The organism is Serratia sp. LS-1 (assembly GCF_003719595.1).
In the GTDB taxonomy this organism is placed as follows: Bacteria; Pseudomonadota; Gammaproteobacteria; order Enterobacterales; family Enterobacteriaceae; genus Serratia; species Serratia ureilytica.
Genome location: NZ_CP033504.1, coordinates 2,563,204 through 2,586,863, shown reverse-complemented (window position 1 = coordinate 2,586,863; position 23,660 = coordinate 2,563,204). Strand labels below are relative to the sequence as shown.

Below are 23,660 nucleotides of genomic sequence, written 5' to 3'. Positions count from 1 at the left end.
GGTCAGGCAAGCGCAGGTTCTTCCTATGAGTGATAATAAGAGCAGGAATATTTTCCGCCAGGAGGCGGTCAATTATCAACGTCAAAGATGGACCGGCAGGGCGCTGTTAATTTCCGGCGCGTCGAGCCATGTGATTGCCGCCACCTGTTTCACTTTTATTCTGATCCTGGCGGGCGCACTCTATTTTTGCGAGTACACGCGCCGGGTCGATGTTGAAGGCGAGGTGATCAGCATCCCGCATTCCACCAATGTGTTTTCCTCCCAATACGGTTACGTGAGCCAGGCATTCCATAAAGCCGGTGACGTCGTGGAAAAGGACGAGCCGCTGTATGTGATTGATGTCTCGAGAAGCACCACGTCCGGCAATGTCAGCCATATCGCGGCCAGCGAAATAAGCAAACAGATTAGCAATCTGGATTCGATAATCAGCAAGCTGAATAAAAATAAAACCGCCATGCTGGATAATTTGCGCAAACAGATCAATAGCTATGAAAACGCCTATAAAGAAACCGAGAAACTGAACCTCAGCGCCAAAGAGGGGATGGATAAAATGCGCGATAGCCTGAAAAATTACGAACACTATTTGACGAAAGGCCTGATCACCAAAGATCAGTTAAATTATCAGCGCTCGCTCTTTCAACAACAGCAAAGCTCGTATCAGGCGCTCTACAGCCAAAAGATCCAGCAAAATATTCAACTGTCGCAGTTGCGCAGCGATTTGCTGATTCGCGCCGCCGATTACGACAATCAGATATCGCAAAGCGAATCGCAACGCAGTGATTTACAACGCCAGCTGGCGGAGTCCAATGCCGGCGGCCAGGTCATTATCAAAGCGCCGCTCAAGGGGAAAATCGAGTCGCTGAGCGTGACCGCCGGGCAGGTGGTCGAGAGCGGCAGCAGTCTGGCGCAAATCAAACCGATTGATAACATCAAATATTATCTGGTTTTATGGCTGCCGAATAACAGTTTGCCCTACGTGAAAATCGGCGATGGCATCAACATTCGCTATGAAGCCTTCCCGTCGGATAAATTCGGTCAGTTTCCGGGAAAAATAGAATCCATCTCGTCGGTCCCCGCCTCCCCGCAGGAAATGTCGGAATACAGCAGCGGAAATAAAAGGGAAAGGAACGCCTACTACAAAGTGCTGGCGTCAATCAGCGACACGCAATTCAGCGATAAAGGCAAATATCTCGAAATCAGCAGCGGGCTGCAGGCCAGGGTCATCGTCTTCCTGGATAAGAAACCGCTTTATCAGTGGGCGATCGCGCCTTTGTATGACATAAAAAACAGCGTCGTGGGGCGAGTCGATGAAGGACAATAATCTCTTTGAACGGATCAACGAGAAGTTAACATTCTCACTGCGCAAGCGGGTGCCGAGCATCTTGCAGTCGGAGTCATCGGAATGCGGCCTGGCGTGCCTCGCCATGATCGCCTCCTATTACGGGTTTAATGTGGATATGCTGAGCCTGCGGCAGCGATTCGGCATTTCCACCCAGGGCGCGACCCTGGGGACGATCTCTCAAATCGCGTCGCAAATCCAGCTGAAGACGCGCGCCTTGTCCTTGGACATCGACGAAATCAATCAGCTGAAAACGCCCTGCATACTGCACTGGAATATGAATCACTTCGTGGTGTTGGTTAAGGTGCAGCGCGCCGGTTTTGTCATTCACGATCCGGCCTTCGGGCGCAGAGTGATCGGGCTGCAGGAGATGTCGAATCACTTTACCGGCATCGCGTTGGAGCTGTGGCCCGACAGGGCCTTTCAAAAAGAGACCCTCAAGACCCGTTTGCGCCTGCTGGATTTGATGAAAAACATCGAGGGCCTGCCGGGGACGCTGCTCAAGATCTTTGCGTTATCGATAGTCATCGAATCGGTCAACCTGCTGCTGCCGGTGGGAACGCAACTGGTGACCGACCATGTCATTCAGGCGCATGACTACAGCCTGCTGACGGTCATCTGTTTGGGGCTGATCTTCTTCACCTTGTTCCGCGCGGTGGTCAGTATCGCCAGGGCCTGGATCTCCATCGTGCTCGGGACGCTGACCGATATTCAGTGGAAGACGACGCTGTTTGAACACCTGATGAAGCTGCCGCTGGATTTTTTCGAGAAACGGCACCTGGGGGACATTCAATCGCGCTTTTCCTCGCTGGATGCGATCAGAACCACCTTTACCAATAATATCGTCAGCGGGATCATCGACGGCATCATGACGGTCGGGCTGTTCGCGATGATGATGGTCTACGGCGGCTGGCTGGTCTGGGTCGTGGCGGGCTTCACTCTGATCTACATCCTCATCAGGATGATGACTTACAGAACCTACCGTCAATTCTCGGAGGAGCAGATCGTCAAGGCGGCCAAGGCCAACTCGCATTTCATGGAGACGCTGTACGGCATCTCGACCGTCAAGGCGCTGGGCATCAAGGAAACGCGCTCCAGCTATTGGCTCAATCTGAACGTCGACGCCGCCAATACCAATATCAAAATCACCCGATTCAATATGATGTTCGGCGGGATCAATACCTTTATCACGACGCTCGATCAGGTGGCGATCCTGTGGCTTGGCGCCATGATGGTCATCGACAATTCCATGACGCTCGGCATGTTCATGGCGTTCAATGCCTATCGCGGCCAGTTCTCTCAGCGGGCCTCGAGCCTGATCGACCTGGCGATCGGCTTGCGCATGCTGTCGCTGCACAATGAGAGGATATCCGACATCGTCTTTACCGATGCGGAGACGGAGTCCGCGCCGCGACAGGTCTTCCCCTCGGGCACGGGGATTGCCATTGAGGTAAAAAATCTTACGTATCAATATGACGCGCTGTCGCGGCCGATCTTCAAAGAGCTGAACATGCGCATTGCGGCCGGCGAAAGCGTGGCCGTCGTGGGCGCCTCCGGCGCGGGCAAGACCACCTTGCTGAAGGTGATGTGCGGTTTGCTCAGCCCCACTTCCGGCCAGGTTTTGGCCGACGCGATGGATATCCATAAAGTCGGGGTGAATAACTACCGTAACGCGATCGCCTGCGTGCTGCAGGACGACCGGCTGTTCTCCGGGTCCATTGCGGAAAACATCAGCGGGTTTGAGGTCAATGCCAATAAAGAGCTGATCATGGCCTGCGCGATACACAGCAATATCCACGATGAAATCATGCAGATGCCGATGGGCTACGAAACCCTGATCGGCGAGTTGGGCAACGGCATCTCCGGCGGGCAAAAGCAACGTTTGTTTATCGCGCGCGCCCTCTATCGCCGCCCGAGCGTGCTGTTTATGGATGAAGCGACCAGCCATCTGGACGTTGAGAATGAGTCGGCGATCAACCGGGCGATATCTTCGCTGAATATTACGCGCGTGATCGTCGCCCACAGAAAGTCGACCATCGACTCGGCCGACAGGGTAGTGGTGCTGGGGGCCGAGAGCGGCGCGCCGGCAGGCGGCGGTGAATAAAGGGCGCTTGCCGGCGCCGGGGCGAAGCCGGCAATGCAGGCTGTCCCCACGGCGAAAATCGCGGTAAAATGCAGCAGTTGACCCTATCGCATTCCATCAGGCCGTCGAACCCGCTATGAAAACGCGCAAACCGCGCCGCCCGCCCGGGCGGTGGATCTATTACATCCTGCATGAAGACATGCTGTGGCCTTGCCCGGTCAAATGGGAGTGGGAGAGCGGCTATAACGCCTGGCTGCCGTTTTACTATTCCCCCACGCTGGAATTCGTCGCCGGCAACCCCGCCCGCGCCACCAAGGTCAGCAGCGGCCGACGTTAAGCGGGCCGCGCGTGCTGCTCGCCTTGCCGCCCGACGTCCGCTCACCTAAGATCATCTCATCACCCACAGGTTTTCCCGGAGCCCCCATGTTGACTCTGTTTCGCACGTCTCTTTGCGGCGCGGTGGCATTGCTGCTGCTCGCCGGTTGTCAGCAGACGGCGCATAAACCGGCGCCGCCGCTGCAGGCGCAGCTGGATCACATCGCTTCGATGCTGGCCGGCGGACACTTCCTGCGCGTGGACTGCGGGCGCAGCGAGATACCGGACGATGTGAAGCTGCAGCGCACCGCAATGCGCGCGGCGCAGCGCCGCGGCTGGGACACGCAGGCGGCAGGGTATCGGCAGTTGCCGGCGCTTACCCAGGCGCGTTACCTGACCCTGCAACAGGACAATCAGCTGCTGACGGAAAAATGCGCTGCGCTCAGCCGCAGCACCGCCCGCTTTATCGCGGCGGCGCAGGCCGATCAGGAAGATTACATGGAGTAGCGCGCCGGCATGCCTTTCGGGCGCGCTTTATGGGCGCCCCAAAATTCTTTGCAGGATAACGATTTATCGATCATCATTTGAAATGATGTTTCACTTTTACCCATCGAGTCCATCTTGAACCTGTATGCCGCACTGCGTCAGCGCGTGGAAAATACGCGCTGGTACGCCAAACGGAAAAGCTACCGCGTGCTGTTCTGGCGCGAGATCACGCCACTGGCGGTGCCCATCTTTCTGGAGAACGCCTGTGTCCTGCTGATGGGGGTGCTGAGCACCTTTCTGGTGAGCTGGCTCGGCAAAGAGGCGATGGCCGGAGTGGGGCTGGCGGACAGTTTCAACATGGTGATCATCGCCTTTTTCGCCGCGGTGGATCTCGGCACCACCGTGGTGGTGGCCTTCAGCCTCGGCAAGCGCGATCGCCGGCGGGCGCGAGCGGCGGCGCGTCAGTCGCTGGTGCTGATGACCGGCGTGGCGCTGCTGTTGGCGGCGGGCATTCACCTGGCGGGCGAGCCTATCATTGATGTGATCGCCGGCGCGGCCTCGCCGGAGGTGAAAGCGCTGGCGCTCTCTTACCTGCAAACCACGGTGTGGAGCTACCCGGCGGCGGCGATTGCGTTGATCGGCAGCGGCGCCCTGCGCGGCGCGGGCAACACCAAGATCCCGCTGCTTATCAATGGCGGCATGAATATCCTCAATATCATCATCAGCAGCATCCTGATTTACGGCATGCTGGGCTGGCATGGCCTGGGGTTCGTCGGCGCCGGGCTGGGGCTGACGATTTCCCGCTATATCGGCGCCATCGCCATCCTCTACGTGCTGGCGATCGGCTTTAATCCGGCGCTGCACATCACGTTGAAAAGCTATTTCACGCCGCTCAAGATGAGCATCCTGTGGGAAGTGTTGGGGATCGGCATTCCCGCCAGCGTCGAGTCGGTACTGTTTAACGGCGGCAAGCTGTTGACGCAGATGTTTGTCGCCGGCATGGGCACCAACGTGATCGCCGGCAACTTTATCGCTTTCTCCATCGCTTCGTTGATCAACCTGCCGGGCAACGCGTTGGGATCGGCCTCGACCATTATCGTCGGCAGGCGGCTCGGCAAAGGCGAGATCGGCCAGGCGGAGCGGCAGCTGCGCCATATTTTCTGGCTGTCGACCCTTGGGCTGACCGCCATCGCCTGGGGCACCGCGCCGCTGGCCGGGGTGTTCGCCGCGTTTTATACCTCGCAGGATGATGTGAAAACGGTGGTGAAAACCCTGATCTGGCTCAACGCCGCCTTTATGCCGATCTGGGCCGCTTCCTGGGTCTTGCCCGCCGGGTTGAAAGGCGCGCGCGACGCCCGCTTCGCCATGTGGGTGACGATGCTCGGTATGTGGGGGTGCCGCGTGGTGGCCGGCTACGCGTTGGGCATCGAACTGGGCATGGGCGTGGTGGGCGTCTGGTTGGGGATGTTCCTCGATTGGGCGGTGCGCGGCGCCTTATTCTACTGGCGCATGGTCAGCGGGCGCTGGCTGTGGAAATATCCGCGAGCCAGGCGCTCGGACGCCGGGTGACGATCCGCCGCCGACAGCCGCGGCAAGGTCAATACAGCAGCGTCATCGCGCTGAAGAACAACAGCGTCAAGGCGATGATGATGAGGTTTTGCGTGGCTTTGCGCACCAGTTTGCTGGCGCTCAGGCGGCTGTCGATGACGTAGAGCAGCGGCACCATCAGCAGCACATAGGCGAACATCAGCATGGCGGTAAAGGGCTGCAGGTTCATTCATGTTCCTCCTGGGCGTCATCATGGCCGATCAGGTGTATCAGTACGGCTTGCGTCTGGCGGTGCTGGCCGATAAAGGGCGACGTGGCTGGCGATGCCGGCGCGAACGTCAGGCCGGCGCGTCGCGTTTTCACCGCCGCTTGCAGAATCTTCTTTCGATGCTTCCGAGTATGGTCGACCATGCGCCTCCGAATAGGGCCGCCCGAAGGCGGCCGATCGTTGTATTGCCCATTAAGCTGGAGAGGATCGCAGCCGCTGCCGGGGCCGCAGAGGTATAATATTGCGAATGATAACCATTATCAATAATGGAGATGAAAAAATTAAGGGTATTGCGAGGGGGCAGCCGGCGGGGCGGGAAAAGAAAAAGCACGCCTTGCGGCGTGCTTTGCGGGGTACTAACGGCGGTGGTTACTTCTGATCGGGCAGGGCGTAAGCGACCACGTAGTCGCCCAGCTTGGTGCCGAAGGAACCGTGGCCGCCGGCGTAGATCAGCACGTACTGCTTGCCGTTGACCTCATAGGTCATCGGCGTCGCCTGGCCGCCGGCCGGCAAGCGCGCTTCCCACAGTTTTTCACCGTTGGTCACGCTGAAGGCGCGCAGGTAGTTGTCCGCGGTGGCGCCGATGAAGAACACGTTACCGGCGGTGGTCACCGGGCCGCCCAGCATCGGCATGCCCATTTTGAACGGCAGCGGCAACGGTGAGCTGTCGCGCACGGTGCCGATGCGTTTTTTCCACACGATGTCGTTGGTTTTCAGATCCACGGCGGAAATGTAACCCCAGGCCGGCTGTTTGCACGGCAGGCCGAACGGCGACAGGAACGGGTTCAGGGTGACGCCGAACGGCACGCCATACTGCGGTTGTACGCCAGACTCGGTACCGCTGCCGCCTTTGTCGCCTTCCGGCGGCTCAATCGGGTTGCCTGGGCCGCGCGGGATCAGTTTGGAGACGAACGGCAGCGCGATCGGGTTGGCGATGGCGATTTCGCGATCGGTATCGACGGCCAGGCCGCCCCATTCGAACATGCCCAGGTTACCCGGGAACACCAGCGTGCCCTGCTCGGAAGGCGGGGTGAAGGTGCCTTCATAACGCAGGCTGTGGAACATCACGCGGCAGACCAGCTGATCATAGATGGTCGCGCCCCACATGTCGGCGCCGGTCAGTTTCTTCTCAGGACGGAAGGTCAACTCGGAGAACGGCTGGGTCGGTGACAGGCGATCGCCCTTGGCCGGGCCTTGCGGTACCGGTTTCTCCGGTGCCGGCACCACCAGTTCGCCGTTGGTACGGTTCAGCACGAAGATGTTGCCGGTTTTGGTCGGCACATAGATGACCGGCACTTTTTTACCGCTCTTGTCGGTAATGTCCGCCAGGGTCGGCTGCGCCGGCACGTCCATATCCCACAGGTCATGGTGGACCGTCTGATAGAACCAGGCCAGTTTGCCGGTGGAGGCGTTCAGCGCCAACAGGCCGCTGGCGTAGCGTTCCATTTCCGGGGTGCGATCGCCGCCCCAGATGTCCGGAGTGGAAACGCCCATCGGCAGGTAAACGATATCCAGCTTGGCGTCATAGGCGGCAGGCGCCCAGGAGTTCGGCGAGTTCGGCACGAAGTGGTGCTCGTCCGCCGGGATGGCGTTCGGATCTTTCGCGCCCGGATCGAAGGCCCACAGCAGCTTGCCGCTGTTGACGTCGAAGCCGCGGATCACGCCGGAAGGCTCGCGGTTGGAGTAGTTGTCGGTCACGGCACCGGCGACGACGATCACTTTATCGGTGATCACCGGCGGCGAGGTCGGCTCGTAGTGGCCCGGCGTCGCATACGGCATATTGCTCTGCAGGTTCAGCTCACCATTGTTGGCGAAGTCCGGGCAGGGTTTGCCGGTTTCGGCGTCCAGTGCGAACAGACGGCCGTCGTTGACCGGCAGAATGATGCGGCGTGCGCACATCGCCGGAGCGGCGTCGCCGGCGGCGCCTGCGGCTGCGGCGGTTTCGTGGTAAGACACGCCGCGACAGGTGATGTGCTGGAAGGTTGGGTTGTATTTCAGCTGCGGATCAAACTTCCATTTTTCTTTACCGGTGGCGGCATCCAGCGCGAACAGCTTCTGGTGCGGCGTACACATGTAAAGGGTATCGCGGATTTTGATCGGCGTGACTTCGTTGGTGATCTCACCCGGATCGTTGGCGGTCTTCAGATCGCCGGTCTGGAAACGCCAAACCTCTTGCAGCTGGCCAACGTTTTTGTCGTTGATCTGGCTCAGCGGCGAGTAACGGGTGCCTTCCTGGGTGCGGCCATAGGCCGGCCAGTCGGCGCCGGTGGCGTCTTTCGGTTGTACCTGGGCGGCGTCGAGGGTGCCGTTAATCTCTTGCGGATCGTTGAACACGGCATAGGCCAGCGCGATGACGGTGATCGCCAGCGCCGCGCTCAGCGCGCCGTAGGCGAATTTGCCGTTGGCCACCAGCTTGCGGTAGATAAACGGCAACACCAGCCACAGGCCGAAGAAGAAGGTGACGTCCAGGCGCGGCGTCAGCGCCCAGAAGTCCGGGCCCACTTCCCACAGGGCCCAAATCGTGGTGCCCAGCAGGAATACCGCGTACAGCAGCAGCGCGGTGGCGCGGCGGCGGAACAGCAGCCAGGAGGTCGCCAGCAGCACCAGCCCGGCGATGATGTAATACAGCGAACCGCCCAACTTGGCCAGCCAGATGCCGCCGCCGAGCAGATAAAGCCCGCTCAGCGCGGCAAACAGCGCCGTTATGACGATAAGCGGCGATAGTGACGCTTTATTTTGCATAGCAATACCCTTACCAAAAATGAAAGTCCCCGATTTAGAGATTAAGCCAAATCGGAAAAAACACGCGGTTTCTCCCTATTATTTCAGCGAGAAGCCGCTAGGGTGACGTAAAACCCATCCCGTTTTTTAACCTTAAGGTGCTTTGCCTTATTCAAAGCGATAAGACAAGGTGGCGCCGCCACCCCAGTTGCGCCCCGGCGCCGGCTCGAAGTAGCGGCCGTTGCCTTCGTTGACGATCACCGAACCGACGTATCGGCGATCGAAAACATTGTCCACCCGGCTGAACACGTCCAGCGCCCAGCGGTTCCAGGTAAAGCGATAACCGGCGTTTACGCCGGCCACGGTGTAAGAAGGAGCCTGCGCGCTGTTGGCGTCATTGGCCTGAATGTCGCTCATGTAGCGCAGCTCCGCGCCGGCGTGCCAGCCTTCCGGCGGGGCATAGGCCAGCGAGGCGTAGCCCATGTTGCGGGCGATGCCCGGCAGGCGATTGCCGGCGGGAATGGTTTGAGCCGGGGTACAAACGGCTTTGCCGCACATTTCGCTGCGATAGGTGGCGTCCAGCAGCGTCCAGGCCATATGCAGGCGCCAGTCCAGCGCGAACTCTTGATCCAGCGCCAGTTCCAGGCCGCGCCGCCGGGTTTTGCCGGCGTTGGCGTAGCTGGTGCGCCCACCGCTGCTTTCCGCCACCACCAGCTCGTTGTCGGTATCGGTCTGGAACAGGGCGGCGCTCACCAGGCCGTTGCCGAGGCGCAGTTTGCTGCCCAGTTCGACGGTGTCGCTGGTGGACGGCTGCAGACCGATGTTCAGGCCGGCTTGGCCGTCGGGGCGATAGGAGAGTTCGTTGATGGTCGGGGTTTCAAAGCCGCGGCCTGCGGAGAGATAAACGTTCCACGCCGGATTGATTTTATAGTTGAGCGAGCCCATCGGCAGCCACTGGTGGTAGCGTTTGCTGCCGCTGTCGTCGCCGTTGCGCGGCGTGATGTAGTAGTCGGTCGAGTCGAAGCTGACCGTGCTGTAGCGCAGGCCGGCGTCCAGCGTCCAGTGCGGCGTCAGTTGCCAGGAGGTTTGCAGGTAAGGATCCAGGTTCCAGATGCGGTTTTTCTCGTTGCGCCGCTGGTCGCCTTTCTCGCCGTAGTCCACTGTGCCGTCTCGCAGAATAAAGTTTTCAAACCCCTGCCGGCGTTCGGTCATGGTTTCATAATCCAGACCGCCGATCAGTGTTACCGGTAACGAGGCGAGAGTATCCTCATGCTTCCAGCGAGTGTCAATGCCCTGATATTTTCTTTCCAGCACGATCACCCCGCCGGCGTGGGTAGGGTTGAGCTGCGGCCCGCGTGGAATGGATTGGTACTGCGTGGTGTGGCGCTCGCCGTGGTAGGCGGTCAGCGTCAGTTCGTCGCGCTCGCTCATCTGGCGCTGATAGCGCAGGCCGGCCTGAGTCTGATCGAGCGACTTGCGGGTGTTGTATTGATCCGCGCGCGGCGCCTGGCGCGGGTTTTCCTTCCATTCCGCTTCGGTCAGGCCGCCCGGATCGCCGGCGTCAATGGAGACGCTGTTGAACATCAGCGTCAGGGTACTGACGTCGTCCAACCGCACGCCGAGCTTGCCGTTGCCGAGGTTTTTCCGCGCGGCGCTGTGATCGCGATAGCCCTGAGTGGTGAAGCGGGTGCCGGAGATAGCGTAGTTGACGTCGCCGGCCTGGGTGCCGTCGCCGGTGGCGCCGGTCGCTTTCACCCCGTAGCGCCAGGTGTTGTCGCTGCCGAAATAGCTGCCGGCCTCCAGCGTTGGCGGCTGGGCGCCGGTCTGTGTGTCAACGTTGATCACCCCGCCCGAAGCGTTGCCGTACAGCGCGGAATAGGGGCCGCGCAGCACCTCGATGCGCTCGACGGAGTTGATGTCGATGTTGGAGGTTTGTCCCTGGCCGTCGGGCATGGTGGCGGGGATGCCGTCGACGTACATGCGCACCCCGCGCACGCCGAACATCGATCGGCTGCCGAATCCGCGTATCGACAGCTGCAGATCCTGCGCATAGTTTTGTCGGTTTTGAAGCTGCAGGCCCGGCACGCTGCCAAGGTTTTCCGACAGGTTAATCTGCGGTGCGGCGTTGCGCAGGTCCTGGCCGTCGATCACGCTAACGGACACCGGCGATCCCAGCTCGGTCAATCCGATGGGTTGCGCCATTACCACCAGCGTATCGCTGTCTTTCTGATCCGCCGCCAGGGCCGAACCGATGCAGACCGGCTGCAGCAATAACAGGGTTGCCGGGGTCAAGACGGGACGTTTTTTATTCATCAGATAATTCTGCCAATAATGCTGAAAAAATTGCCCGCAAGTGGGCGAAAATAGCCATTTGTGACTCCCTGTACTGGCATTCAATGGGAGGGAAACTGCATCCTGCAACGAGTATAGGATATTCCGACACCGTACGCTTTGGAATAGCGCAACTGAAAGATGCGGGTTTTCATTTAAGAAGATTCTCTTTTTTATCGCTTTTCCTGCGATGCCTTTAAATTAGATCTATTTATATTAAATATATTCCTATCTTTGTTTTTAATTTATTTACAATAGTTATTTTATTTATGAATGAAAATCCGTGAATCATTTTTAAATGACAAATTATTTTTTATGTCATTGTTTTTGTTGGTTTTAGTTTATTTGTGTTTTTGTGGCTTTATTTTTTATAAAAATAAAATAATATTCGCTCTTATGTTTTTTAAGTTTTCGCCTAACAGCTCAATCGCATAACCATCACGGTATTTATGCCATGCATAAATATCTATTCATATATTATTGGAATATATTAAAAGGGAATTGATTCATGGGCGCGATCATCGCTTCACCCTATACCCACACGTTTTGGAATGAATACGTCCTCAATCCACACTCCTGCGAGTACAACCTGGTGCTGGATCAGACCATTGAGGGGGCGCTGGACGTCGATCGACTGCGCGCGGCGGTCGAGGGCGTGTGCCGGGACTATATTCTGTTTCACCATGTCCTCGACGACAGCTCGCCGCAATTACGCTGGGTAAAGACGGAGAAGAAAATTGCGTTGGAAACGCTTGATGCCGATTGCGATGTCGGCAAATTAATCAATACGCCGTTCGATCTCCGGGAGGGGCCGCTGTGCCGCTTCTACCTGATTGAGTTGGCGCCGCAGCGCTATAATTTGATCATTGTCGTTCATCACATCCTGATCGACGGCCTGTCCGGCCAGGAGTTCTACAACGCCGTTTCCGCCTATTACAATCGCGGGGCGGCCGTGGCGCCGCCGCAGGCGGATGAAACGGACATTTGTCGATTGTACCGGCGCTATGAGGCGGATATCGCGGCGTTGAAGCAGGACTTCGCTTCCGCGTCATTCTGGGGCGACCGGTTGGCCGAATGCGCCCCGCGCGTAGCGTTGCCTTATCTCCCCGGTGAAGCCCCCGAAGCCCCCGGCGCCGGCGAAGTGCGCTTTACGTTGCCGTTCGCCGAGTGGCAGGCGCTGAAGTCTGGCGTCAGATATGCCAACCCATTCCTGATATTCAAAACGCTGTGGGCGTTGCTGATCGCCCGGCAATCCGCGCAGGACACGGTGCATATCGGTTATCCCGTCGCGCCGGACGGCGGCGAGCCGCTGTTCTTCGGCGCCCAGGTCAACACCGCGGTGTTTCCCTTAACGCTCGCCCCGCAAGCCACGTTCAACCAGCTGTACCGCGCGACGCTGGCCTACAGCAAAGCGCTCAAGGCGACGGGCAAGCTGCGGCACAGCCAATTGCCGGTTTATGACATGCTGAACCTCAGCCCGGTGCGCGAGCTGAACGTCAATTTCACTCAGGCTTACCTGAAAGATGCGCCGCTGGCGCTTGACGGTTGCCGCATCGGCGTCAATCACCGTTACAACGTCGATCTGGCCGGTTCGGAACTGCTGCTGGAGTATCAGCCGACCGAGCAGGCCTTTGAGTTTCGCCTGCGTTATCGGCCCGATCTGTTCGACGCCACGCAAATGGCGGAGATGGCGGAGCAGTATCTCGGGCTATTGCAGCGTGCGCTAGCCGAACCGGACGCGCCGATAGCCGCGTGGCCGCAGCTCACGGCGCAGCAGGTTTTACGCTGCCGCGACGCCTGGGAGAGCGAGCCGGACACGGCCGACCCAGGAGCGACACTGCTCGACGGCGTGGCTCGCCAGGTGCGCCGTCATCCGGAACGCATCGCCGTAACCGATGCCAACGGTTCGCTCAGCTACCGCCAACTGGCGCAGCGCAGCGATCGCCTGGCAATACGGCTGAGGGAAGAATATCGCCGGTTGCGCGGCGCCGCCATGCCGCCAGAGACGCTGATCCCGCTGTATCTGCAGCGCAGCGCGGAAGCGGTGGTGGCGATGCTGGCCATCATGAAGGCGGGCGGTGCCTATGTGCCGCTGGATCCCGCGGCGCCGGCGCAGCGCCTGGAATATATTCTGCAAGAGGTGAACAGCCCCATCGTCCTGACGGAAAGCGCATTGCAAGGGGAGGTGCGGCGTCTGGCGCCGGACGGCGTTTGCCTGGCGGCGGATGAATCGCTTGCCGATGCGGATGCCGCGAGCCTGCCGAATGTCGAAGCCCGGCAATTGGCCTACGTGATTTACACCTCCGGCACCAGCGGGCGGCCGAAAGGTACGCTGTGCGAACACCGGGGCGCGGCCAACATGGTGCGGGGTCATACGCAGCGTTTGCTGCGCAATGAATCGGGCGCGCTCAACTGCCTGCAGTTCGCGTCGCTGGCCTTTGACGCGCACGTGTTTGAAGTGTTCATGGCCCTGAGCAACGGCCACCGGCTGTTCATCGCGGGCGAGGCGCAGCGGCGCGATCCGGCGCTGTTGTGCGGCCAAATGGCGGCCTGGGGCATCGAAGCCTGTTTCCTGCCGCCGGCGCTGCTTGGCACTTTGCCTGACCTGCCGGCTTCGGTGCGCTATCTCGCGACCGGCGGCGAGGCGACCGCGCAGGAGGCGCTCGACCATTACCTGGCCTGCGGCATGCAGGTTGCCAATCTGTACGGCCCGACCGAGGCTTCGGTCAGCGCCAGTCTGAATATTTATCGCCGCAACGGCGCGCGCAATATCGGCCACGCCATCGCCAATATGCGTTGTTATGTGGTTGACGAGCATGACAATCTAATGCCGCTGGGGGCGGAGGGCGAGCTGTGTCTGGCCGGCGCCGGCCTGGCGCGCGGATACCTGAACCTGCCGGCGCTGACGGAAGCCGCATTCGTCGCCAATCCTTTTGAACTGCGTGAGCCTTACCGGCGCCTGTATCGCACCGGCGACCGGGTACGGCGCTTGGCCGACGGCAGCCTGGACTATCTTGGGCGACACGACCAGCAGATCAAGATCAACGGCTATCGCATCGAGTTGGGCGAGATCGAAATGCAGCTGCGCGCGCTGCCCGAGGTGGCCGAGGCGGTGGTGACCCTGCGCCCCGGCACGACGGACCAACTGGCGGCCTGGTATGTGCCGAAGCCCGGCGCGACGCCGCAGGCCGGCGACATCTTGCAACGCCTGGCGGCGCAGCTGCCGCATTATATGTTGCCGTCGGCGCTGTCGGCGCTGTCGGCGCTGCCGCTGACGGTGAGCCGCAAGGTCGATTACCGGGCATTGCCGGAACCGCTGCCGGTCGAGCGGCAAACGGCGTTTCGCCAACCGGGCACGCCGCTGGAGACTCAGCTTTCTACACTGTTCAATCGGCTGCTGGGCGGCCATGTCGGCATGGACGACAACTTCTTCCGCCTCGGCGGCAACTCCATTATGGCCATCAGGCTGTGTCACGAAGTGAATAAATTGCCGGGGGCGAAGATCTCGGTGCTGACGTTGAATCAGCATCCGACGGTGGCCGCGCTGAGCGAGCATATCGCCGCTCAACGGCAGGCGCCGTCGGATGAGCCGCCCATCCTCCCCGGCGAGCTGCGGGAGGGGCCGCTGTCGCTTCAGCAGTCGCGATTGTGGTTTGTTCAGCAACTGTCGGCGGACGCCACGCACTATCTGTCGCCGGTGCTGCTGCGGCTGGCGCCGGACATCGATGACCAACGTTTTGCGGACTGTCTGCAGGCGATCGTCGAGCGCCACCAGATCCTGCGTAGCCTGATTCGCCAGAATGAGCGGGGCGAAGCCAGCCAGTGGGTCAGCGACGCCGTGCTGCCGGTGCCTTTGCTGACGGTGAGCAGCGCTGAGTTTGACATGGCGCTGGCGCAGGCCTGCAGCCGGCCGATGGATTTGACGCGCGATCTGCCGCTGCGCGCCACGCGCTATCGTTACCGCGATGCGGCGGGCGGGGAAACGGCCGTTTGTCTGTTGGTGTTCCATCACATCGTCTTTGACGGTTGGTCGCTTGAGGTGCTGCTGCAGGAGCTGGACGCGCGCTATCGGGGAAGGTGGCGTAAAGCGACAGAGCCGGCGCTGCAATACCTCGACTATGCGTGCTGGCAACAAGCGCCGGAAAATGTGCAGCGCCGGGCCGACGAATTGGCCTTTTGGCAACGAGAGCTGGCGGGCTGGCAGCCGCTCTCGCTGCCGGTGGATTTTTTGCGGCCGGCGGTCTTCGACGTACGCGGCGACAACAGCGAAGTGCCGCTGCCGGCGGCGCTGGTGAAGGCGCTGGAGGCGTTGGCGCGCCGAGAGGGCGTGACGCTGCATGCCGTGATGCTGGCGGGGTTCATGCTGTTGCTTGCCCGCTACAGCGGTCAGAACGATGTCATGGTGGGTACGCCGCTGGCGAACCGCAATCGCCCTGAGCTGGGGAATCTGATCGGGTTCTTTGTCAATACGCTGCCTTTACGCCGGCAGATCGACCCCCGTCAGGGCGTCGCCGAGTTTGTGCGAGAGGTTGCGGCCACGACGCTGCGGGCGCAGCAGCATCAGACGCTGTCGCTGGAGGCGCTGGTGGACGCTCTGGCGCTGCCGCGCGACTTTTCGCGGCATCCGCTGTTCCAGGTCATGTTCGCGCTGGAGGGCGAGAGCGGCGCGCAGGCGCGTCCGGACTGGCTGTCGGTGGTCGATCTGAGCGCGGATGAGCGCACTGCCAAGTTCGATCTGACGCTCACGCTGACGCCGCAGGGGGAGCAGATGCGCGCGCGCTTCAACTTCGCGTCGGCGCTGTTCAGCAAAGCGTCGATGGATCGGTTGGCCGGCTACTATCTCGCCCTATTGCAACAGATGGCGCGCCACGATGACTGGCCGCTGGAAAATATTCGTCTGCAGCCGCAGAGCCCGGCGCTGCCTGCGGCGCCGGCCTTTAGCTATGCGTTTGAACGTTGCCTGCAACAGGATTTCGTGCGGCATGCGCAGCGCAATCCGCAGGCCGTCGCGGTGATCGACGCGCAGGGGGAAATGACGTACGGCGAACTGCACGAGGCGGCGTTAACGCTGGCCACTCAACTGCGTGTGCAGGGCAAGATGACCGGCGACGCCATCGCCGTCGTCGCCGACAAGGGGCGCCGGCAGCCGATCGCCCTGTTGGCGGCGCTGATGTGCGGCAAGGCGTTTTTGCCGATGGAGGCGACATGGCCGCCGCAGCGGCGGCTGAAGGTGATGGCGCAGGCCGGCATCAATACGTTGCTCAGCGATGCGCCCTGGGCCTGCGACGAGATCAACCTGGTCGAACTGAATGCCGACGGGCTGGCGGCGCAGTTGCCGCTGCCGGAGAGGCGCCTGCCGGCGGTGGAGGCCGGTCCTGACAGCCTGGCCTATATCATTTTCACTTCGGGCTCGACCGGCACGCCCAAGGGCGTGGCGATCGAACATCGCAGCGCGGTGAACATGCTGGAAGGCGTTCGGCGGTATTTCGGGTTCAACGAGCGGGATCGCAGCCTGGCGCTTAGCGCGTTGAGCTTCGATCTGGCGATCTTCGATATTTTCAGCCCGTTGAGCGCGGGCGGCGCGGTTGTGATGCCGGCCGAGCGAGATCGGGTCAATCCGCAAGCCTGGTATCAGCTGATGATGACACATCGAGTGACGCAATGGTTGAGCGCACCGGCCCTGATGGAGCTGTTGCTGGACTATGTAAACGGCGCGGGGCTGGCGGCCGGGCCTGCGCCGGCGCTGCGGGCGGTGATGGTGGGGGGCGACTGGATCGCCACCTCGCTGCCGGAACGCTGCCTGGCCTGGGCGCCGCACGTCCGCTTCTGCAGCGCCGGCGGCGCTACGGAGGCGGCGATCTTCACCATGCTGTATGAGGTGCCGCGAGGCGAGAAAATTCGCTCGGTCAGCATCCCTTACGGTAAACCGTTGCCGCACCAGCGTTGCTACATTCTGGATGCCGGACGACGGCCCGCGGCGCCGGGCGTGCGCGGGGAGATCTATCTGGCCGGTGAAGGGTTGGCGCGCGAGTATTACGGCGATACGCAACGCACCGCCGAGAGTTTCTTCTGGCATGAGGAGCTGCAGGAGCGGGTGTATCGCACCGGCGACGCGGGCCGATGGCTCGAGGACGGCAATGTGGAGTTCCTGGGGCGTCTCGATCAGCAGGTCAAGCTGAACGGCTACCGTATCGAGCTGGGTGAAATAGAGCATGCCGCGCTTGCCTATCCGGGGGTGACCGCCTGTTGTTGCGTGCTCGTCACTGACCCTCAGCCCTGTCTGGCCGCTTACTTCGTTGCCGATGAGGCGATCGCCCCGCAGGATTTGGCGCAGCATTTGAGCAGCCAACTGCCTCCTTACATGGTGCCGCAGGCGCTGATGCAGCTAGCACAGCTGCCACTGACCGAAAACGGCAAGATAGCCCGACAGGCGTTGCCGCCGCCGAAAAGGACGGCGCGCGAGTTCGTCGCGGCGCAGAACGAGCGGGAGAACGCTTGCCTGGCGGTGTGGCGCGATCTGTTGCAGCGGCAGGATATCGGCGTGGAGGACAATTTCTTCTCGCTGGGCGGCAATTCCCTTCTGGCGATCCAGGCCTGTTACCAGATCGGTCAGCGGTTGGGGATCGAGGTGACGTTGAGCGAGCTGGGCCGGTTCCCGACGATCCGTTCATTGTGCCGTGCGTTGCTGCGGCAGGGGGAGGGCGCCGCGCCGATGTCGATCCCGCCGCTGCGGCAACGCGAGTATCCGCTCTCCGCCTCACAGCTGCAGCTGTGGTTTATCGAGAACCTGAACGGCGGCGGCAATCTTTATCATGTGTCGATGCTGTTCCGTCTCCACGACGATGTCTGTCTGACGGCTTACGAGCGCAGTCTGCAGGCGGTCGTCGCCCGGCATCAGGTGTTGCACAGCCTGATTGCCCAGAAGCCGTCCCAAATTGCCGTCGCCCGGGCCTGTGAACAAACGCTTTCGCTGGAGCGCGTGGCGCTGGAGGCGGCGCGCTGGCCGGACAGACTGCGGCAGGATATCGATCGGCCGTTTGCCCTGGAGGCGGAGTTGCCGATCAGAGCGAGCGTTTACCAGGTGGTGCAGCCTGATGGCGGGCGGGTGACTTACAGCCTGATCCTGGTGCACCACCTGGCGTTTGACGGCTGGTCGCAGTCGGTGCTGCTGCAGGAGTTGGATGCGCTGTATCAGGCGCAGCGGCAAGGGCGGGAGGCTGAGCTGGCGGCGTTGCCGTTGCAATATGGCGACTATGCCGTCTGGCAGCGGCGCTGGCTGGACTCCGCGCTGGCGGATGAGGCGAAAGCGTATTGGCGACAAGCGCTGGATGGGTGGCAGGCGCTGGAGATGCCGCTCGATTTCGTGCGGCCGGCGCGCTTCGATCATCGCGGCGCCAATCACGTCATCGCGCTGCCGGAGGCCCTGACGATGCAGGCGGCGCAGTTCGCCCGGCGGCAAGGCGTCACGCCGTTTGCGCTGTATCTTGCGGCCTTTAATCTGCTGCTCGGTTACTTCAGCGGCCAGCAAGACATTCTGGTCGGCACGCCGGTCGCTAACCGGCCGGTGGCGGAGACCCGCTCGGCGATCGGATTCTTCGTCAATACGCTGCCGTTGCGCTCGCAAATAGACGATGCGGCGTCGCTGAACGATTATGTGCATCGGGTCTTTGATGGCGTGCTGCAGGCGCAGCGGCATCAGAATTTACCGTTGGATCAGTTGATTGAGCTACTGCAGGTGCCGCGCGATCTGTCGCGCCATCCGCTGTTTCAGACGCTGTTCGCGCTGGAAGAGGCGGGTGAAGCGCCGGCCTGGCTGGCGCCGCAGGATCTGTTGACACACTATCAGGCGGCCAAATTCGATTTGACGCTGAGCATACAGTCGGCGCCGCAAGGCGGCAGGGCGATCTTCAACTATGCCACCGCCCTGTTTGCACCGGCGACGCTGGCGCTGTTGGGTGAGTATTATCTGACGATCCTCACGCAGATCGTCAATCACGGGGAGCAGCGCGTCAGTCAGTTGGCGCTGGTATCGGCGAGTGAAACGGCGCGGCAGCGCGCCTTCCGTCAATCCTGTCCGCCGGCCTACGATTTCGAACGCGCCATCCATCATGATTTTATCCGTCAGGCCGAGCGCGATCCGCAGCGGGTGGCGATTGTCGATGAATGGGGTGAGCTGAACTACGGTGAGCTGTATCGGCGTGCGTTGGCGCTGTCGTTGCAGCTGCGCGAGCATGCGGATATGCGCGCCGACACCATCGCGGTGATGGTGGACAAAGGGCGGGCGCAAATCATTGCGGTGCTGGCGATCCTGATGGCCGGCAAGGCCTATTTGCCGCTGGATGGCGCCTGGCCGGAACGCCGCCGCCTGGATATCGTCGCGCAGTCGCAGACCCGGGTTATTCTCAGCAGCCGCGAGTGGGCGGCCCACGGTAACGCCAGACTGTTGACGATCGATCCGCAAGGTGCGGTCAACGCGTTACCGCCGGCGGCGCCGGGTGAGCCGGTCTTGCCGGCGCCTTCCGCGCTGGCCTATGTGATCTTCACCTCCGGTTCTACCGGCACGCCGAAAGGGGTGGCGATAGAACATCGCGGCGCGGTGAACAGCATCATCGATACCTTACACCAGCTGGAACTCGGCGCGGACGATCGCGGGTTGGCGCTCAGCGCGCTGAGCTTCGACATTTCGGTGTTCGATATTTTCGGCCTGCTGTCGGTGGGCGGCGCCATCGTGATGCCGTCCGAAACCGAACGCTATCAGCCGGAGGCTTGGCATCGGTTGTTGATGACTCAGGGGGTGACCTTCTGGAATTCCGCGCCTTCGGTGATGACGCTGCTGGTGGAGCAGCTGGAGTCCGCCGCGTCGCAGGCGCAGTGGCCGCATTTGCGCAACGTGGTGCTGGTGGGCGAGGTGATCTCGCGTTCACTGCCGGCGCGCATTCGCCAATGGCGGCCAGGGTGCCGGGTAGTCAGCGCCGGGGGCGCGACCGAAAGCTCCATTTGGTCGATTTTGTACGACATTCCGAAAACGCCGATCCTGGCGCCCAGCGTGCCTTATGGCCGGGCGATGGCCCATCAGCGTTTCTATGTGCTGGATCGCCATCTGCGCGTGTTGCCGCCCTGCTTACCGGGGGAGCAGTACATCGGTGGGGCCGGCGTGGCGCGCGGCTATTACCGCAATCCGTCGCTGACCGAGGAAAAATTCATCTACCATCCGGAACTGGGGGAGCGGCTTTATCGCACCGGCGATGCCGGGCGCTATTTGCCGGACGGCAATCTGGAGTTCCTCGGCCGTATGGATTTTCAGGTGAAAATCAATGGCTACCGCGTCGAGCTGGGGGAGGTCGAGCAATGTGCGCTGGCGTTCGGCGCGATCAAATCCTGCTGCGCCGTGGTGCTGTCAGAGGCGCATCGGCAGCGTCTGGCGCTGTATTACGTCAGTGAGGCGCCGCTGGAGGAGTCGGCGCTGCTGGCCTTTATGAGCGGGCAATTGCCGCTATACATGCTGCCTGCGGCGCTGGTGCGGCTGGAAGCGTTGCCGTACAACTCCAGCGGCAAGCTGGATCGCAAGGCGTTGCCTGTGCCGGCGGTGAGGGAACCGCAGGCCTATGTCGCTCCCGCGAACGCGCTGGAGCAGCAGTTGTGCGCATTGTGGCAGGAGGCGCTGCAGTGCGAGCAGGTCGGCATGACGGACGATTTCTTCCTGCTGGGCGGCACTTCGATCAAGGCGATCTCCCTGTGCGTCGGCATGGGGGCGCTGATGGCCGCGCCGGTGCCGGTGGTGCAGCTGTTGCAAAGCCGCACCCTGAAAAATCTGCTGGCCGCCAACGAGCGCCGTTTGGTCATGCCGCTTAACCGCCGGACAGACGGCGTGCCCACTGTGTGGATGATCCACCCGGCACTGGTGGGCGCGGAGGCGTTTCATGCTTTCGCTCAGCCGTTGCAAGGGCGACTCAATTGCTATGGCGTCGATAACCATAATCTTTACCATCAACCGACCATCGACTCGCTCGGCGAGCTGGCCGAACGGTATTTGAACGACATGATTGCCGCCGGCCTGCTGCAAGACGCCGGGCCGGTGCGCATTCTCGGGTGGTCGCTGGGGGGCATCATCGCGCTGGAGATCGCCGCTCGCCTGGAGGCGCGCGGCTGCCGTAACGTGCAGCTGTATCTGCTGGACAGCTTCTATCGGCAGACCACGGCGGAGCTGCCGCTGGAGCAACTGCTGCCTGCGCTGGGCATCGAGGGCGAGGCGGCGACACGCGCCATGGCCGCCGGGCAGGCGGAGCGGCGGCTGTCAGAGGGAAGGCTGAGCCGCCGATTGCAGACCACGAAAGTGACGCTGTTTAAGGCGACGGAGGGTAACCCGCAGTTGCCGGAGGCGATAACGGCGCCGCTGCTGGCGCTGGAAGATAATGGGCTGGGCGCGGTTTGCGCGCAGCTCAAGATTATCCCGCTGGCCTGTCATCATCATAATATTTTGCAGTGTGAGGAGGCGATCGGCAACGTACTCAATCAGGACGCCTGATTGGCTCACCGGCTCCGTACAGGCAGGCGGAGCCGGCAAGCCAGGCATTGCGGCGCAGGGGCCGAGGAAGGCGAGGGCTAACGCGGTCGCTTTCCTCTGCGCGCGTCAGCGGCAGCCGATATGGATAGCGACCGCATCAGGCGCCCAGGCCGCCGAGGCACAGGTATTTGATCTCGAGATAGTCTTCGATGCCGTATTTTGAGCCTTCACGGCCCAAACCGGAGTGTTTCATGCCGCCGAACGGCGCCACTTCGGTGGAGATCAGCCCTTCGTTGATGCCGACAATGCCGTACTCCAGCGCTTCGGCCACGCGCATCACCCGGCCGATGTCGCGGCTGTAGAAGTAAGCGGCCAGGCCGAACGGCGTGTCGTTGGCCAGTTCGACGGCGTCGGCTTCCTGGCTGAAGCGGATCAGGGGCGCCACCGGGCCGAACGTCTCCTCGCGGAAGATTTTCGCCGTGCGCGGCACGTCGGTCAGGATGGTCGGGCTGAAGAAATTGCCGCCCAGCGCGTCAGGCTTGCCGCCCAGCAGCACCGAGGCGCCGTGCTCGACGGCGTCGGCGATGTGCTCGCGCACTTTCTCCACCGCGTCCGGGTTAATCAACGGGCCGATGGTGACGCCGTCATCCAGGCCGTTACCGACTTTCAGCTTGGCGACGGCGGCTTTCAGTTTGGCGGCGAAGGCATCGTATACGCCGTCTTGCACCAGAAAACGGTTGGTGCAGACGCAGGTCTGGCCGGCGTTGCGGTATTTCGAGGCGACCGCGCCGGCCACGGCGGCGTCCAGATCGGCGTCGTTGAACACGATAAACGGCGCGTTGCCGCCCAGCTCCATGCTGGTTTTCTTGATGGTGGGCGCACACTGGGCCAGCAGCTGCGCTCCCACTTCGGTGCTGCCGGTGAAGGAGAGTTTACGCACGTCCGGGTTGGCGGTGAGTTCGCCGCCGATGCCTTTGCTGGGGCCGGTTATCACGTTGCACACCCCGGCGGGCAACCCGGCGCGCTCCGCCAGCACGGCGATCGCCAGCGCCGAGAACGGCGTTTGGCTGGCGGGGCGGATCACCCCGGTGCAGCCGGCGGCCCAGCCGGGGCCTGCTTTACGGGTGATCATCGCCGCCGGGAAGTTCCACGGGGTGATGGCGGCGAACACGCCGATCGGCTCTTTTTGCACGATGATGCGGCGACCGGCCTGCGGTTGTGGAATGGTGTCGCCATACACCCGCTTGCCTTCCTCGGCGAACCATTCGATAAAGGAGGCGGCATAAGCGATTTCACCGCGGCTTTCGGCCAGCGGTTTGCCCTGTTCCGCCGTCATGATGCGCGCCAGATCTTCCTGATTTTCCATCATCAGCTCAAACAGCCGCCGCAGCTTGCCGGCGCGCTCTTTGGCGGTCAGCGCGCGCCAGGCGGGCAGCGCTTTTTTGGCGGCGGCGATGGCGCGAGCGGTTTCTTCGGCGCCGAAGGCCGGCACGTGGCCGATCCGCTCGCCGTTGGCGGGGTTATGAATGGCGATCGTGCGGCCTTCCTGGGCCGGCAACCATTGCCCGTCGATGTAATTGGCCTCGCGGAACAGCGTGGGATCCTTGAGGGTGGCGCGGATACTGATGCTCATGAGTCTCTTCCTTTGCTGAGTTCAACGGAGTGGTCTATTCCATACGGCTACCCTTTACCCTAGCAAACTTTGCCGCCGCCGTTTGCCAACGCGACGACAAGATGGCCGTTTTCTCACTGCGCATCTTCTGTACAAAAAATATCCGCCGTCGGGTCGATACTGAAAGAGCAGGCATATGACCCTTTTCGATGTGATTAAAAGGAGTGTGCGAATGATGAAATCAGTAGACAGACATCTCGCGGCCTACGGCAGCGAAATGGATTTTTTGGCGTCGAGCATCGCCCTGATGGAATGGCAAGGGCGGCAGATTGACGCCGGGCAGGTGGCCGGCAATATGTCGGAGCAGCAAAGCCGCCTGTTCTTTGCGCGGTTGAATTATTTTCGTCAGCTTTATCAGGCCGCATCGGCGGCCGAACACAGCCTGTAATTTCC

12 protein-coding genes are annotated in these 23,660 nt (G+C 61.4%); 7 read left to right on the top strand and 5 right to left on the bottom strand.

Going from position 1 to position 23,660, the window contains the following annotated elements; translation table 11 throughout:
• Positions 1-25 precede the first annotated feature (25 nt).
• The 5 genes from EDY99_RS12485 to EDY99_RS12465 all read left to right on the top strand — a co-directional run bounded on the left by EDY99_RS12485 (position 26) and on the right by EDY99_RS12465 (position 5,792).
• Complete coding sequence (locus EDY99_RS12485; RefSeq protein ID WP_004935276.1) at positions 26-1,321, top strand: HlyD family secretion protein; 1,296 nt, start codon at positions 26-28, stop codon at positions 1,319-1,321.
• Complete coding sequence (locus EDY99_RS12480; RefSeq protein WP_123061790.1) at positions 1,308-3,443, top strand: peptidase domain-containing ABC transporter; 2,136 nt, start codon at positions 1,308-1,310, stop codon at positions 3,441-3,443. The genes EDY99_RS12485 and EDY99_RS12480 overlap by 14 nt, the downstream gene beginning before the upstream one ends.
• 115 nt (positions 3,444-3,558) lie before the next feature.
• Positions 3,559-3,759: a hypothetical protein gene (locus EDY99_RS12475; RefSeq protein WP_015378375.1), complete on the top strand. Its 201-nt coding sequence runs from the start codon at positions 3,559-3,561 to the stop codon at positions 3,757-3,759.
• Positions 3,760-3,845: 86 nt separating this feature from the next.
• Positions 3,846-4,244, top strand: a complete 399-nt coding sequence (gspS, locus tag EDY99_RS12470) for a type II secretion system pilot lipoprotein GspS (protein WP_033650789.1) — start codon at positions 3,846-3,848, stop codon at positions 4,242-4,244.
• Positions 4,245-4,358: 114 nt separating this feature from the next.
• Positions 4,359-5,792, top strand: a complete 1,434-nt coding sequence (locus tag EDY99_RS12465; protein WP_033650790.1) for an EmmdR/YeeO family multidrug/toxin efflux MATE transporter — start codon at positions 4,359-4,361, stop codon at positions 5,790-5,792.
• 28 nt (positions 5,793-5,820) lie between these two features.
• Here EDY99_RS12465 and EDY99_RS12460 read toward each other — a convergent pair whose 3' ends face one another.
• The 4 genes from EDY99_RS12460 to pqqU form a co-directional block, all read right to left on the bottom strand.
• The gene (locus tag EDY99_RS12460; RefSeq protein ID WP_015378373.1) at positions 5,821-6,000 is read right to left on the bottom strand and encodes a hypothetical protein; all 180 of its coding nucleotides are present in this window, start codon (positions 5,998-6,000) and stop codon (positions 5,821-5,823) included.
• Positions 5,997-6,182, bottom strand: a complete 186-nt coding sequence (locus tag EDY99_RS12455; protein ID WP_033643635.1) for a hypothetical protein — start codon at positions 6,180-6,182, stop codon at positions 5,997-5,999. Before EDY99_RS12455 ends, EDY99_RS12460 begins: the two co-directional genes overlap by 4 nt.
• Positions 6,183-6,408: 226 nt before the next feature.
• On the bottom strand, positions 6,409-8,781 hold the full coding sequence (locus tag EDY99_RS12450) for a glucose/quinate/shikimate family membrane-bound PQQ-dependent dehydrogenase (protein ID WP_033650791.1): 2,373 nt from the start codon (positions 8,779-8,781) through the stop codon (positions 6,409-6,411).
• 147 nt (positions 8,782-8,928) lie between these two features.
• Entirely contained in the window at positions 8,929-11,073 is a 2,145-nt protein-coding gene (gene pqqU, locus EDY99_RS12445) for a TonB-dependent receptor PqqU (protein ID WP_046896518.1), read from the bottom strand.
• 526 nt (positions 11,074-11,599) lie between these two features.
• Between pqqU and EDY99_RS12440 the strand changes: the two genes are divergently transcribed.
• A complete protein-coding gene (locus EDY99_RS12440; protein WP_123061789.1) occupies positions 11,600-21,616 on the top strand; it encodes a non-ribosomal peptide synthetase in 10,017 nt (3,338 codons plus the stop codon).
• Between the two features lie 136 nt (positions 21,617-21,752).
• Here EDY99_RS12440 and gabD read toward each other — a convergent pair whose 3' ends face one another.
• A complete protein-coding gene (gene gabD / locus EDY99_RS12435) occupies positions 21,753-23,228 on the bottom strand; it encodes an NADP-dependent succinate-semialdehyde dehydrogenase (RefSeq protein WP_089194911.1) in 1,476 nt (491 codons plus the stop codon).
• Between the two features lie 211 nt (positions 23,229-23,439).
• On the opposite strand from gabD, the gene EDY99_RS12430 reads away from it, so the two are divergent.
• Positions 23,440-23,655: a glycogen synthase gene (locus EDY99_RS12430; RefSeq protein ID WP_004935234.1), complete on the top strand. Its 216-nt coding sequence runs from the start codon at positions 23,440-23,442 to the stop codon at positions 23,653-23,655.
• Positions 23,656-23,660: the final 5 nt, after the last annotated feature.